The sequence below is a fragment of the Ralstonia sp. VS2407 genome (genome assembly GCF_052950655.1).
Window position 1 is genome coordinate 257,392 of sequence record NZ_JBRFVG010000002.1, and the last position, 13,941, is coordinate 271,332.

Consider the following 13,941-nt stretch of genomic DNA (forward strand, 5'->3'; position numbering starts at 1 on the left):
AAGCGACGACATGAAAACCGATCGCTGGGCGTACGAAACGCTTGAGATTTTTGTCTGGGAAGGCCGCCACGACATTGCCGATCGTGTAGCGCGGTTCATGGCGCCGTTCGGGGCGGAGGTCATCCGCGCAGGCGGTATCGATTTTCAGCCGGCCGAGCCTCGGCTCAAGCCTGCAGTGGCGGTGATCAGCGCATCGGTGGTGGAAAGCGGTGGCTTTACGGTGCTCGACTGGCAGGCCGCGCAAGGCATGCCGGTGATCTGGGTGGCGGCGGATACGCAGCATGATTCGAGCCGCTTTCCGCCCGAATACACGCACGTGCTTGGGCCGGATTTTGGTGCGACCGAACTCCGTGCGCAGATCAGCAAGGTGCTGCCATCGATGTCGTCTGCGCAGGCTCAGGCGCAGGATCAGAGCGATCTCGTGGCTGCATCACCGGCCATGCACGGGTTGCTGGAGCAGGTCGATACCTTTGCCGATTGCGACAGCAACGTCATGCTTTATGGCGAAACCGGCGCCGGCAAGGAACGTATTGCACGCCTGCTGCACGACAAGAACAGCGTCTACGGCAAGGGGCCATTCGTGGCGGTCAACTGCGGCGCGATTCCCGACGGGCTGTTCGAATCGCAGTTCTTCGGCCATGCCAAGGGCGCGTTTACGGGCGCCATGTACGCGCACCGTGGCTACTTCGAACAAGCCAACGGCGGCACGCTGTTTCTCGATGAGCTGGGCGATCTGCCGCTGTATCAGCAGGTGAAGCTGTTGCGCGTGCTGGAAGACAGCGAATGCACGCGGCTGGGCTCGACGGTGCCGGTCAAGCTGGATTTCCGGCTGGTGGCAGCTACCAACAAGAACCTGCGCGAAATGGTCGCCACGGGCAAGTTCCGGGCAGATCTGTACTTCCGCTTGGCCGTGATCGAGCTGCGCATCCCGAGCCTGGAGCAGCGCGGCGCGGACGACAAGATCGCACTGCTGCTTTCGTTCCTGCGGCATCTGCTGGGCGACAAAACCTTCGACGCCATGCCGCCGGTGCCGGAATGGGTGCGGGCGTCGGTCACTCGCGCCTACTTTGCCGGCAACGTGCGCGAGCTGCGCAACCTGGCAGAGCGCATCGGCATCACGCTGCGCCAGTTCGGCCGCTGGGACGAAGCCCGCATCCTGCCGCTGTTTGCCGGCCTGCAGCGCGATGCCTTCGAGCGCGAAGGCGGCAATGGCGGCTATGGCGAGCGCAGTGGCGGTGGGAATGGCGGCAATGGCGGCGAAGAAGAGCGCCGCCGTATCCTGGCCGCGCTGGATGCCAACAATTGGCGCCGCCAGGACACCGCCGCCACGCTGGGCATCAGCCGCAAGGTGCTGTGGGAAAAGATGCGCAAATACCAGATTGCCGACGGCGAAGCCGAGCTGCGCGAGCTGGAGTGACGCCATACAATACCCTCCTGCGCGGCGGGCGTCCGGCGCGCCACTTGGGGAGGCGGATCGCGTATAGTTTTCGGCTGCAACACCTGCGCAGAATCCACAGGGTCGAGATGAGAACACAAAAACAATCAGGGAAAGCGTCGCACCAGGCGTTTCAGAGGGGATTGGCCATCGCGGCCGCGGTTTCAGTCATGGCCGGTATGGCCGCCTGTACTTCGGCTGTGGCGCAGAGCCCGGCTGCACCGCCCACCGCCATTGCACCGATTGCCGCCGCCGCGCCCGTGCCGGCGTTGACGGCCACGGTTGGCCAGCCGGCGGCAACGGCACCCGCCGCCAGTGCCCCAGCCACGCCCGGCAGCGCGGCCCGCACCGGCGCTCCGGCCCCGAGCAGCGCCGTATTCGAGCTGCAACAGCGCATGCAGGCGCACGAACTGTCAGAGTTGCGTACGACTTATAACGGGGCCTACGGTGCCAGCCTGCTGTTTGCCCAGAGTGACCTGACCTACTACGTCACGCTGTTCCAACAGAAGGATCTCTGGCGTGTCATCAAGACCACCAACGAAGCCTCTGCTGAGCGCCTGTACAACGACTTCGCCAAGCAGACCCGCACGATGGCCGATCTGGAACTGCAGCGCATTCGCCTGGAAGCCCAGAAAGAGCGTTCCGAGCGCCAGATTGCCGCCCAGCAGGAAAAGCTCCGTGGTCTGAAGACCGACCTGGACATCCAGCGTCAGCAGCAGGCTCAGGCGCAGGAACGGCAGAAGACTGCCCGTACGGAAGCCGAAGCGCTGGATATCGAACGCCGCGCCGCTCGCGCCCGCGTCGACGAATTGCAGCGTCAGATCCGCGAACTCGAAGCGCAAGTCAACGCGCCGTTCAGTCCACAGCCGCGCCGTCGCTGATTCAACGCTTCACTTCATCCCCAGATCGGGCGGCCTACGGGTCGCCCGATTCACTTTTAGGGGCCTGCATTCAAACATGGCGACTTTGTTTGATACCGAGCGGGGCGGCGCGTACATTGGCGGACAATCCATTTTCGCAGTCGACCGCGCATGCGTTCCGCCTCCGAGTTACCCGCCAATGTTTCGCCCGCAACGGCGGCGCCCATCCCGCAGCCCAAGGGCTTGCCGTGGCTGGGCAACCTGCTTCAACTTCCCAAAGACCGCCTGGCCCAGACACTTCTGGAAACCAGCCGGCAGTTTCCCCAAGGCCTGTACCAACTCGACTTTGCCGGGCGGCGCGTGCCGTTCGTCTATTCCGCCGATCTGGTGGCCGAACTGTGCGACGAAACGCGCTTTCGCAAGCTGATCGGGCCACCGCTGTCGTTCCTGCGGGCGGGGGCGGGCGATGGCCTCTTCACCGCGCATCAGGACGAGCCCAACTGGGGCAAGGCGCATCGCATTCTGCTGCCGGCCTTCAGCCAGCGCGCGATGAAGGGCTACTTCGACGTCATGCTCGAAGTGGCCAATAGGCTGGCCGACAAATGGGCGCGTCAGGGGCCCGACGCCGATATCCCCGCGGCCGACGACATGACGCGGCTCACGCTCGACACCATCTCGCTGGCGGGCTTCGGATACCGCTTCGATTCGTTCAACACGCCGGAGCTGCATCCGTTCTTGGCGGCCATGGTGGGTGTGCTGTCCGAAGCCATGGGCAAGCTCACGCGCCTGCCGCTCAAAGACCGCTTCATGCGCGAGCACCATCGCCGGTTTGCGCACGACGTGGCCGCCATGCACCAACTGGTGGACGAGGTGATTCGAGCACGCCGTCAGGCAAAAGATGGCGGCATCGGCGCGAGCGACCTGCTCGGGCTGATGCTCAACGCCCGCGATCCCGTGTCGGACGAGCCGCTGGATGACACGAACATCCGCTTCCAGGTCATCACCTTCCTGATTGCTGGGCATGAAACTACGAGCGGCCTGCTGACCTTTGCGCTGTACATGCTGCTGCGTCATCCAGCCGTGCTGGCGCAGGCGTATGCCGAGGTTGACCGCGTGCTGCCGGGCGATACCGTGCCGCAGTATGTGCACCTCGCGCAGCTCGACGTGATCGAGCGCGTGTTGAAGGAAACGCTGCGCCTGTGGCCGACTGCGCCGAGCTTTGGCGTGGCGCCTTACGAAGACACGCGCATCGGCGGTCGCTACGCCATCCGCAAGGACCAGCGCGTGGTGACCGTGCTGCTGGCCCTGCACCGCGACCCGGCGGTGTGGGACCGCCCAGAAGTCTTCGATATCGACCGTTTCCTGCCGGAGAACGAAGCCAAGCTCCACCCGCACGCCTACAAGCCCTTCGGCAATGGCGAGCGTGCCTGCATCGGCCGCCAGTTTGCGTTGACCGAAGCCAAGCTCGCGCTGGCGGTGATCCTGCAGCGCTTTGCGCTGTCCGACCCTTACGATTACGGCTTCCACATCAAGGAAACGCTGACGCTCAAACCGGACGGTTTCCGCCTGCGCGCTCGGCTGCGCAATGCGCGGGAGCGGCTGTCGATCGCCATGCCTTCGGGCACAGAGGTTGTCACGCAAGACGACGCCGAGGCCGCACTTGCCGGCGGTGGCGAACCGATGCATGTGCTGTACGGCGGCAGCCTGGGCACTTGCCAGGACATCGCTGAGCAGCTTGCTGCCACCGCATCGCGCGCCGGCTTCGACGCCAAGGTCGCGCCGCTGGACACGATTGCCGACGCGCTGCCGCAGCAGGGCGTGCTGATCGTGGTGGCCGCCACCTACAACGGCCGCGCGCCGGATAGCGCCCGCACGCTGGAGGCGCGCCTGGATGCCGCTGATGCGCTCACGCGGCAGGCAACAGGATTGCGTTATGCCGTCCTTGGTTGCGGCAACTCGCAATGGCCCGCGTTCCAGGCGTTTCCGAAGCGGGTGGAAGCGATGCTTTCTGCAGCCGGCGCACACGCCATCGTGCCGCGCGGCGAGGCTGATGGAAACGCCGGCTTCGACGCCGCTGTCGATGGCTGGACTCGCGGCCTGTGGAGCGCCCTGGGTGCCCGCCAGGCACAAGCCGATGGCTCCTCGGTCCACGTCGAGTATCTCGCTCCCGATGCCGTACGCGCCGCTACGCTGCCGCCCGCCGCACGTGCGATGACGGTGCTCGCCAACGAAGAACTCGTCAGCGACCCCACGGGCCTCTGGGACTTCACGCAGGAAGCCCCGCGCGGCCCCACGCGTCACCTCACCGTGCGGTTGCCCGACGGCGTGACCTACGCCACCGGAGACCACCTCGCCGTCTACCCGCGCAATGCCGACGACCGTGTCGACGCGGCCATCGTGCGACTCGGGTTGGAGGGCGACGCGCTCGTCACGCTGACCGCGCGCCATGCTCACGTGCGGCACTTGCCGCTCAACCAGGCGGTGTCCGTGCGCCAGCTGCTGCGTGATTTCGTCGAGCTGCAGGACACCGCTACCGTGCGCGATATCACCGCGCTGCATGCAGCCACGCGCTGTCCGTTCACGCGTGGTCAGCTTGCCGTCTGGCTGGAAGGCGATGACGCGGCCGAGCGCTTCGACCGTGACATTCAAATCGCGCATGTCAGCGTGCTCGACCTGCTGATCCGCTTCCCCGCGATCGAGCTGACGCTGGAGGCGCTTCTCGCGCGGCTCGGCGCAATGCGGCCGCGCTTCTATTCCATTGCGTCGTCGGCGCATGTGTCGCCGGGTGTGGCAGCGCTCACGGTGGGCACGGTGTCGGGGCCGGCATGGTCTGGAGTCGGCACGTATCGCGGGACGGCATCGAACTACCTGATGACGCTGCGTGCAGGCGCGGAGATCGCCGCCGCCGTGCGCACGCCCAACCCGCCGTTTGCCCCCGATGCCGATGCCGGTAAGCCGATGGTGCTGATCGGCGCCGGAACGGGCATCGCGCCGTTCCGTGGCTTCTTGGAGGAGCGCGCCGCGCAGCAGGCGGCAGGGGAGGCGGTGGCAACGTCGCTCCTGTGCTTCGGCTGCCGCCACCCCGAGCACGACTTCCTCTACCGCGACACCTTGCGCGCGTGGGAAAACGCAGGCGTGGTGCGTGTCTTCCCGGCGTATTCGTGCGTGGCCGATCATCCGCATCGCTTCGTGCAGCATGCGCTGTGGGACGCGCGCGAAGCCGTTTGGGCGGCGTTCAATGCCGGCGCCACGTTGTACGTGTGTGGCGACGGCCGTGCGATGGCACCGGCGGTGCGCGACACGCTGATCCGCATGCACCAGGCGCGCTACGGTAGCGACCTTGAGACCGCGTCAGGCTGGTTGACGACGCAGATGCAATCCGGCCGCTACCGCCAGGACGTCTTCAATTGAGGGCGCTGATAGGGCGCTGATAGGGCGCCGATAGCGGGTGTGGGTGTTGCGGCACTGCCGCATTGATGGCCCCGCTTGAGCAGGGGCGGGGGTGCCCCATGTTACGATTTGCCCCTCGGAGCAATGCACTTTTGGCCCAGCGACGCCCTGTCAGGCGCGTCCGGCGCAGTGGCTCCACGAGGAGAAATGAGAATGTGGCGCCGAATCAAAGCGTCCTGGATGGCGATCTTTCTGGTCACCCTGCTGGGTGTCGGGTACTTGTGGATGTACCGTTTTGAGCCGCTGCTCTCTGGCGAAGCCGGCAGCGATGTGTTCGTGTGGGACCGCTGGACCCACCGCGTCTGTGCGCTGACCGACAACGGCGAAGCCACGGAATGGCGTTGCGATAACGCCATGGAAACCGACGGCTCCAGCAGCAACACCAATTCGGATGTCTCGATCCGCAAGCGCATGCGAGACGCCGTCCAGCGCATCAAGCTGTAAATCCTGAATCCCACGCCCGCCGTTCGTTGCGGGCGTTTTTCTTTCCCTGACTGTTATCCCTTGCTGGGTTCAGCCGCGTCCACCAGTTCCGGCGGGGGCACGGGCGGGAGCTTGCGCACCTGCGCGGTTTCCATGCGGCCCTGACGCTGGAACGGCCCAAGGTTTTGCGGTTGGCCGGATTCCAGCGCGCGCTCGATGGCGGCCAGCACGCGCACGTCGGCCAAGCCTTCCTCGCCATTGGGCTCAGGCTCACGGTTGTTGAGGATGCAATCGGAGAAATACTGCAGCTCGCCGCCAAACTGGTCGGTGGCGTCGAAGGCTTGTTCGTGCGTCTTGCCGTCGATGGTGGCGCGGTACTTCAACCCCACGCCAAACATGAAGCCGGGCGAGACTTCCAGGTCCCCCTTTGTGCCGAGGATGCGGTACTGGTCCATGCTGGCGCCGCTATAGCTGACCACGAACTGGGCGATGCGGTGGTCGGCAAAGCGCAGCGTGACGCTGACGGTGTCATCAAAATTGAAGGGCAGCTCGGGGTCGCGCACCCCACAGGCGGAAACCTCCACCGGCTCTTCGCCAAACAGATTGCGCACCGCGTTGATGGGGTACACGCCCATGTCCGACACAGGCCCGGCCCAATAGCCGTGGCTGGCGCGGTGGTTGGACGGCGCGACCGATTGGCTGAACATGGCCGAGAACGCGCGGATGCGCCCCAGCTTGCCTGCGCGTACGAGTTCAATGGCGGCCAGCGTGGCGGGCTCAAAGTGCAGCCGGTAGGCGATCATCAGCTTTGCGTTGCCGTTGCGGGCCGCTTCGATCATCGCTTCGCAATCCGCCTCGCTGGTTGCCATGGGCTTTTCAAGCAAGACATGGATGCCGCGCTGCAGGGCGGGCAGGGCGTATTGGCGGTGCATGTCGTTGGGCAGCGCCAGGTAGATCGCGTCGATATCTCCGGAGGAGAGCAACTGGTCGTAGTCGGCATAACCGTGGACGTGCTCGATGCCGTAGCGGTCGGCCAGCGCCGTGGCCTTGGCTTCATCGCCGGTGACCAGCGCGGTGACGACGGAGTTGCCGCTCTGCGCTACGCCCGGCAGAAACGCCGCCTGCGAAATCCACCCGGCGCCGACCACGGCATAACGCACGGGGCTCTGAACGGTGCGGGCTGGAGCGACTTGCGGCTCACGTTCAGCTTCATGAAAAGCGGTAGACATGACAATTCCTTTGCAATCGTTGCGCACGGAGGGCCTGCCGATGCCGTGGTGCGGCGCGCTTGGCCGTGCGGGTTCTAACTGACTAAGCAAAGGTGGTGCCCGGTGAGCGTAAAAGGCGTCACACCGGGCCATGTTCGAGCGCAGTGCGGTGCGCTCAAACGTGTTCGGCGCGGCTGTCGGTGGGGGCTTGGTCGCGCTCGGTCATGCCGTAGTCGCGCACCACGTGGGCGATGCGCAGCCGGTAGTCCGCAAACGCATGGTCGCGGCCGGCGTGCTGGGCGCCGCGGTGCTGCTCCATGTTGCGCCACGCCTTCACGGCCTCTTCATCGCGAAAGAACGACAACGAGAGCATCTTGTTCGGGTTCGTGATGCTCTGGAAACGCTCCACCGAGATGAAGCCGTCGACCTGCTCGAGCAACGGCTTCAAACGTGCGGCCAGGTTGAGGTAGGTATCGCGCTGGCCTGGTGCGGGTTCGACTTCGAAGATGACGGCGATCATGGCAAGTCTCCTGTGGGGTGTTTTCGTGATGTCTTCGTGGGTGCAACTTCAAGCTTGAAAGCTGGGAATGCGCGCATTGGGCGACGGGCGATACGCCACCTCGCCAAGGCCCGCAAGCCATCGGTCGACATCCGGCAGGCTCAGCAGATGCAGCACCGTTTCGCGCGCGATGGTGGTCGCCAATGCATCGGCGGGGCAGCGGTGCACGCCGCCGCCGAACGTCCACAGGCGCGGCTCTGCGCGGTCGATGTCCAAGCGTAGTGGGTCCGGGTTGGCTGTGCCATCCAGGTTGGCAGCGGCTAGCAGCACCAGGATCTTGTCGCCCGCGCGCAGCGGCTGGCCGAGCAGCACGACATCGTGTGCGACGAAGCGGCGTGTGTTCTGCACAGGGGCGTCGCGGCGCAGAACTTCACGCACGAAGGGCTCAATGGCGTGCGGCTGTGCGCGCAGCCGGGTCGCCAAGCCAGCGTGCCGCGACAGCGCGACGATGCAGTTGCCGAGCAGCCCGGCGCAGGCGTCGTAGGTTTGCGCGAGCAGGGCGGCGAGATTGGCGATCTCGGCGTCGCTGTCATCGCTACCGCCGGTGAGCGGGGAGGTGGCAAAGCGGTGCTGAAGGCGGTCGACGGCTGCATCGGCCTGCGCAACGGCGGCTGCGCTGGCGCCCGGGCCCAACGCCGCCAGATACGCGGCAATGTCAGCCTGGCAGGCAGGTGTATCGGCGTGGTCGCCCAGCAGTGTTTGCGCGATCGTGGCGAGCGGTACGCGGAAGTGAGCATCGGTATCCAGCGCAGCATCCAGGCTCGCTGCGTCGGGCAGCGCAGTGCGCGCATGCCGCTGCGCGTGGCCGGCCAGCGCAGACACATCCAGTCGGCCCAGCGCGGCCATTACCTTGGCCTTGCGCGTGCTGTGGTCAGGTCCGTCGATCTGGCGCACGAGGCGGCCAAAGAATGCGCCGGTGGGCGTTGCGGCCACGGCCTTAGGCACGGGCTCTCCTGGAGGCCGTACACGACACGCGGTGCTCCCCAGTACGGCATCGACGGCCTCAGCACTGGCGGCAACCCACCAGCCGAGTGCGGCATCGAAGAAGAACGGACGCCTGGCGGCCAGTTCGGCGTAGTAGGGGGCAGGGTCGGCATGCACGATGGCTTGCAGCGCGTCGGCGGGCGGGGCGGTGTCGAGGGCGGTCATCAGCGTGGGGCGCGGGAGTAAGATGGCTCTCATTCTCTGGACTGCCCGCCCGCGTGTCACGCGCCAACAGTTTGGTCTCCATCGAACCATGACCGCATCTTCCCCAGCCACTGAATCGACAACCCAGCCGGACATCGGCCGCGTGGCCGCCACCATTGGCGACCCGACCCGCATCCGCATGCTGCTGCTGTTGATGGAAGGCCGCTCGCTTACCGCCAAGGAGCTGGCTTACGGCGCGGGCGTGGAGCCGGCCACGGCCAGCGCGCACTTGCGCCGGCTTGAGGCCGATGCGCTCATCACCTCGTTGTCGAGCGGGCGCTACAAATACTTCGGGCTGCGCTCTCCGGCGGTGGCGGAGATGATCGAATCGCTGCTGGTGGTCGCGCCTGAAAAACCGGCCGACCCACGACGCTCGACGGTGCCTGAGAACCTGCGTGCGGCGCGCCTGTGCTATGACCACCTGGCCGGGCAGCTCGGCACCGAGGTGTCGGAGAAGCTGCTGTCGCGCGGCTGGCTGACGCAGCTCGATGCAACGCACGGCGCCTACGACGTCACGCCCGAAGGTGAACAGGCTCTGGCAGCCATCGGCGTTGACGTGAATGCACTGCGCAACGGCCGACGCCGCTTCGCTTACGGCTGCATGGATTGGAGTGAACGCCGCCCGCATCTTGCGGGCGCGCTCGGGGCCGCCGTGGCGGAGCGCTGCATCGCGCTGGGGTGGCTGGCGCGGCAAAAGCATTCGCGGGCCTTGAACATGACCGAGGTCGGGCAGCGCGAATTGCATGCGTGGCTGCGCACGGCGTAGGCCTCGCTGTTGTGCGTCAACTGGCGCTGCGGATCGACTTGACGTAGTCGCGCTGGAACACGCACATGCGAAGCGCGTTGTGATACGCGCCGTTGCTGAAGAACTCCTCGATCAGTTCGCCTTCGCGCTGGAAGCCGCATTTCTCGTACACGTGGATCGCGCGTTCGTTCACCACATCGACTACGAGATACAGCTTGTGCAGATTCAGCACCATGAATGCATAGTCGATCGCCAGTCGCGTTGCGGTTGATGCATAGCCGTGACCTTGCCAGCCGGGCGCGATGATGATCTGGAATTCGCCGCGGCGGTGGATGTAGTTCAGCTCCATCAACTCGACCAGACCCACGGCTTCGCCGGCATCGTTCTCGCAGATGAAGCGGCGCTCGCGCTGGTCGTGCACGTGGCGGTCGTAGAGTTGCGAGAGTTCGGTGAAGGTTTCGTACGGTTCTTCGAACCAGTAACGCATGATCTTGGCGTCGTTGTTCAGTTCGTGTACGAAACGCAGGTCATTGCGCTCGAGCGGGCGCAGGCAGAGGTCTCGGGATTTTTCGATCACCATGGTGTTGTCCTTGTTGTGTTGAGGCGCCCGACATCGCGTCGACCCCCTTACGTTGTCAGCAAGGACGTGTCGCTGCGGATGCGTGTTTGCGCTGCGGTTGCGCGCGTCGGCGCCGATCCAGGTAGAGCCACCACCCGGTTGCCGCAAATACCGGCAGCATCAACGCTCCGATCAACACTAGCACGACGCCGATCGGTCCGAAGTAGCGTCCATTGTGGAGTGGCAACATACCGGCCAGCAGGCGTTGCATCGGCGGCTTGTCGGCAAAGGATTCGTTGCGGAGGACTGCGCCGGTGCTGGTGTCCAGCGTCAAGCGGTTGAAGGCGCGGTCGTGCGGGGCATTGGCCGGGAGCCAATTGATATCGACCTTGCCCGTGAGGGCATCGTCGATGCGGAGGGTGGCCGTTCCATAGTTCGACGCGTTGGCCAGGAAAACGTTCCAGGTGCGCTCCAATGCCGCACTTCCGAGCGGTTGTCGCTGGCCTTCCACGGGTTTTGCCTTGGCCATGACCGGCATGCCGGCCAAGCGCTGCAGGCCATCGCGGTACCAGTCATACGCCCAATACAGCCCGCTGAAGGCAGCCAGCAAATACAGCGGCAGCACGAGCGTGCCGATGACGGTGTGCACGTCCCACCAGCGGATGCGGCCCGCGCGGCTCCATCGGATAACGAACCAGCTTCGCCAGTTCGTGACGCGACGCGGCCAACGCAGGTACAGGCCCGACAGCGTCATCACGACGAGCCCAATCGTGCTCGCCCCTACGATCTGCTTGCCGATCTCATCCGCAAGCAATGTCCGGTGCAGCAGCTTGACGGTGGCGAAGAAGCGCTGGCCGCGAGCTTCGGGCAGCAACGTGCCGGTGGCGGCATCGATGTAGCGCAGCTCTCCGCGGCTGCTGCCGCCGTGTTTGCCCGGCGGCCAGGCATACCAGACACGCCACGGCTGGGTTGGGTCGGATGCGGCGGTGATGAAGGTGACGGGGCGATCCGGCATGGCAGCGCGCGCCTGCGCAGCAACATGCGGCAGCGTCGGTGCAGGGCCGCTGCGCGGGGGCAGGCTGAGCACGCCGGGATTGAGCGCGCGCAACAGTTCGTCTTCGTAGGCCATCAGCGCGCCGGTGGCGCCAACGATGGCCAGCACCACACTGGCTGACAACCCGATCAGCCAGTGCAAGCGGAAGAGCACCCGTCGCAGCATCGCCCGTTCGCCTGTTCGACGCTTACATCTTGTAGCGCACGCCGAGCAGCGCCATGCGCGGGGCGCCCGGCATGTTGTAGTTCTCGGCGCCGCCGTGCGCCGACACGTAGTACGCACGGTTGAACAGGTTCTGCAGGTTCAGCGTGACATCAAGATGCTTGCTGCGATAGCCGGCGCCCAGGTCGACGGTCATGTAACCGGGCAGCGTCGTTACGTTGTACTGCGATGCGTAACGTGCTGCTTCCGCACGCACGCCACCGGCCACGTAGAAGCCGTTCGGCAGATCGTGCTTGAGCCACACCGAGCCGCTATGCCGCGGCGTGAGCGACGGCTGGTTGCCGTTGACCGCCACGCCACCACTGCGGTCGTTCGGGTTTTCCAGGCGGCCGTTCAGGTAGGCATAGCTCGCCATCAGCGACCAGTTTTTCACGATCTCGCCCGTGAACGACAGCTCCAGCCCGCGCGTGCGCTGCGTGCCGATGGGCACGCCCAGCAGCGTGACCGGATCTGCCGCAGTCAGGTTGGTCTGCTTCATGTCGAAGAGCGCGGCCGTCACGCTCGCGCCTGCCGAAAGATCGTACTTGGCGCCGATCTCATAGTTCGTTGTCGATTGCGGGGCCAGCGCGCCGCTGTTCGGGAAGAAGGTGAAGCTATCGGCCAGCGGCTGGAACGAGCGGCTGTACGACGCGTACAGCGAAAGCGGCTCGATCGGGTGATACACCACGCCCAGGCGCGGGCTGACCGGCTTGTCGGTGCGTGACAGATCGACATTGCGCGCGGTCAGGTCGTCGCGGCTCTGCTTGAGGATTTCATAGCGCAGGCCGGCGAGCACCGTCCATTGCGGCGAGAACTTGATCAAGTCCTGCACGTACGCCGCATACGTCTCGTTGTGCGAGAGGCCGTAGTTGGTTGGAACTGCGTTGCCCGGTACGGTCGGCAACACCTGCAGCGTCGGGTTGAACAGGTTGTACGTCGTGCTGCCCGGCGCAGCGGCCACGCGGTCGCTTTTGTCCTGGTAACCCAGCTCGATGCCGTACAGCAGCGTGTGCTGGATGCCCCAGGTCTCGGCCTTCTGCGTCAGCTCGTTCTGCCACAGCGTGCCGCGGTCGCTGCGGTTGCGCTGGTTGACGGCGAGCGTGACGGTCGGGATCGGCCCATCGGTAACGCGGCTGATCGTCGTGTAGTTGTTGCGGCCGAGCGAGTATTCGTAGTTGCGCACCACGCTGTGGAACGACCATTTGTCGTTGAAGCGGTGGTCCAGCGTGCCGGTCACGCTCTTGACGGTGGACTCCACATTGCCGGCTGCGGCATTGGCGGAGCCATAGCGTGTCTCGATCGGTACGTCGACAGGGCGACCGTGGTACGACGGCACGCCCTGGTCTGCAATACGCTTGTCGTGCAGGTAGTCGAACTGCACCGTGAGCTTGGTATCCGGCGCGAGGTTGAACAAAAACGACGGCGAGATGGCCTGGCGGCGCAGGAAGTAGTCGTTGCGGAAACCGCCCGAATCCTCGACCGCGCCGGTAATGCGCGCGCGGATGGCGTCGTCGTTGATGGACGTGTTCAGGTCGAACTCCGCGCGCTTCTGGCGCTCGGTGCCTACCACCACGCCCACCTCTGCCAGCGGCGTCGCCAGCGGTTTCTTGGTGACGCGATTGATGATGCCGCCGGATGAGCCACGGCCATACAGCACGGCCGCCGGGCCTTTCAGCACTTCAATGCGGTCGATGTTGGACAGATCTCGGAAGTAGAGCGAGTCGTCGCGCAGACCGTCGACGTACTGATCATTGATCGACGAGAATCCGCGAATGGTCACCTGATCACGCTGCGCATCGCCCAGCGATGCCGACACGCCCGGCACGTTGCGCAGCGTGTCGTTGATCGACAGCGCACCCTGGTCCTGGATCACTGCACGCGGCACGACGTTCACCGACTGCGGAATCTCGCGCAGCGGCACGGGAATCTTCGTGGCCGTGTTGGCGATGGGCGTGTCGTAGCTGGTGCTGCTGCGCGTACCCTTGACCGTGGAAGTCGGCAACGTGCCGGCGTCGGCTGCGGCAACGGTGTCGCCGGCAGTTGCCACCTGGGCAAACGGCAGCGTTCCAAGGACGGCCAGAGACAGGCACAAACGTTTCGGCGGCATTGCAGTTCCCGTAAAGTGAAAAAGGACAGCGCGACTCCTCCCCCGAGGTTGGCGCCTTCAGAATGTGAAGGCGCAGATAATAATGAGAACAATTCCTATTTACAAGAGAGTTAAAACCGCTTTTTGACGATGGGCAACGTTTGCCGATCTTG

General features: G+C 65.1%; 11 protein-coding genes. 5 read left to right on the plus strand and 6 right to left on the minus strand.

Annotated elements, in window-relative coordinates; translation table 11 throughout:
- The first annotated feature begins 10 nt into the window (after nt 1–10).
- From ACU8YE_RS04325 to ACU8YE_RS04340, 4 genes are all read left to right on the plus strand, one after another.
- A complete protein-coding gene (locus ACU8YE_RS04325) occupies nt 11–1,417 on the plus strand; it encodes a sigma 54-interacting transcriptional regulator (protein ID WP_232039697.1) in 1,407 nt (468 codons plus the stop codon).
- Between the two features lie 107 nt (nt 1,418–1,524).
- Nucleotides 1,525–2,316 (plus strand): DUF2968 domain-containing protein, encoded by a 792-nt coding sequence (locus ACU8YE_RS04330; RefSeq protein WP_232039696.1) that lies wholly within the window; start codon nt 1,525–1,527, stop codon nt 2,314–2,316.
- A 150-nt stretch (nt 2,317–2,466) separates the two neighbouring features.
- On the plus strand, nt 2,467–5,706 hold the full coding sequence (locus ACU8YE_RS04335) for a bifunctional cytochrome P450/NADPH--P450 reductase (protein WP_446928164.1): 3,240 nt from the start codon (nt 2,467–2,469) through the stop codon (nt 5,704–5,706).
- A 192-nt stretch (nt 5,707–5,898) separates the two neighbouring features.
- Entirely contained in the window at nt 5,899–6,189 is a 291-nt protein-coding gene (locus tag ACU8YE_RS04340; protein ID WP_004627354.1) for a hypothetical protein, read from the plus strand.
- Between the two features lie 53 nt (nt 6,190–6,242).
- Here ACU8YE_RS04340 and ACU8YE_RS04345 read toward each other — a convergent pair whose 3' ends face one another.
- The 3 genes from ACU8YE_RS04345 to ACU8YE_RS04355 all read right to left on the minus strand — a co-directional run bounded on the left by ACU8YE_RS04345 (nt 6,243) and on the right by ACU8YE_RS04355 (nt 9,084).
- Nucleotides 6,243–7,397, minus strand: coding sequence for a Gfo/Idh/MocA family protein (locus tag ACU8YE_RS04345; RefSeq protein ID WP_232039694.1), 1,155 nt, complete (start codon nt 7,395–7,397; stop codon nt 6,243–6,245).
- 154 nt (nt 7,398–7,551) lie between these two features.
- Nucleotides 7,552–7,896, minus strand: a complete 345-nt coding sequence (locus ACU8YE_RS04350) for an antibiotic biosynthesis monooxygenase family protein (protein WP_316870871.1) — start codon at nt 7,894–7,896, stop codon at nt 7,552–7,554.
- 48 nt (nt 7,897–7,944) lie between these two features.
- Nucleotides 7,945–9,084 (minus strand): cytochrome P450, encoded by a 1,140-nt coding sequence (locus tag ACU8YE_RS04355; protein ID WP_446928165.1) that lies wholly within the window; start codon nt 9,082–9,084, stop codon nt 7,945–7,947.
- A gap of 88 nt (nt 9,085–9,172) precedes the next feature.
- Here ACU8YE_RS04355 and ACU8YE_RS04360 point away from each other — a divergent pair, with 88 nt between their 5' ends.
- The gene (locus ACU8YE_RS04360) at nt 9,173–9,889 is read left to right on the plus strand and encodes an ArsR/SmtB family transcription factor (protein ID WP_232039691.1); all 717 of its coding nucleotides are present in this window, start codon (nt 9,173–9,175) and stop codon (nt 9,887–9,889) included.
- 16 nt (nt 9,890–9,905) lie between these two features.
- On the opposite strand, the gene speG is transcribed toward ACU8YE_RS04360, so the two are convergent.
- Genes speG through ACU8YE_RS04375 form a run of 3 tightly spaced genes read right to left on the minus strand, consistent with a single transcriptional unit; the run spans nt 9,906 to nt 13,789 of the window.
- Nucleotides 9,906–10,448, minus strand: coding sequence for a spermidine N1-acetyltransferase (gene speG / locus ACU8YE_RS04365; RefSeq protein WP_260801608.1), 543 nt, complete (start codon nt 10,446–10,448; stop codon nt 9,906–9,908).
- A gap of 55 nt (nt 10,449–10,503) precedes the next feature.
- Nucleotides 10,504–11,646, minus strand: coding sequence for a PepSY-associated TM helix domain-containing protein (locus tag ACU8YE_RS04370; RefSeq protein WP_446928166.1), 1,143 nt, complete (start codon nt 11,644–11,646; stop codon nt 10,504–10,506).
- A 22-nt stretch (nt 11,647–11,668) separates the two neighbouring features.
- Complete coding sequence (locus ACU8YE_RS04375) at nt 11,669–13,789, minus strand: TonB-dependent receptor (RefSeq protein ID WP_446928167.1); 2,121 nt, start codon at nt 13,787–13,789, stop codon at nt 11,669–11,671.
- Between the last annotated feature and the right edge of the window lie 152 nt (nt 13,790–13,941).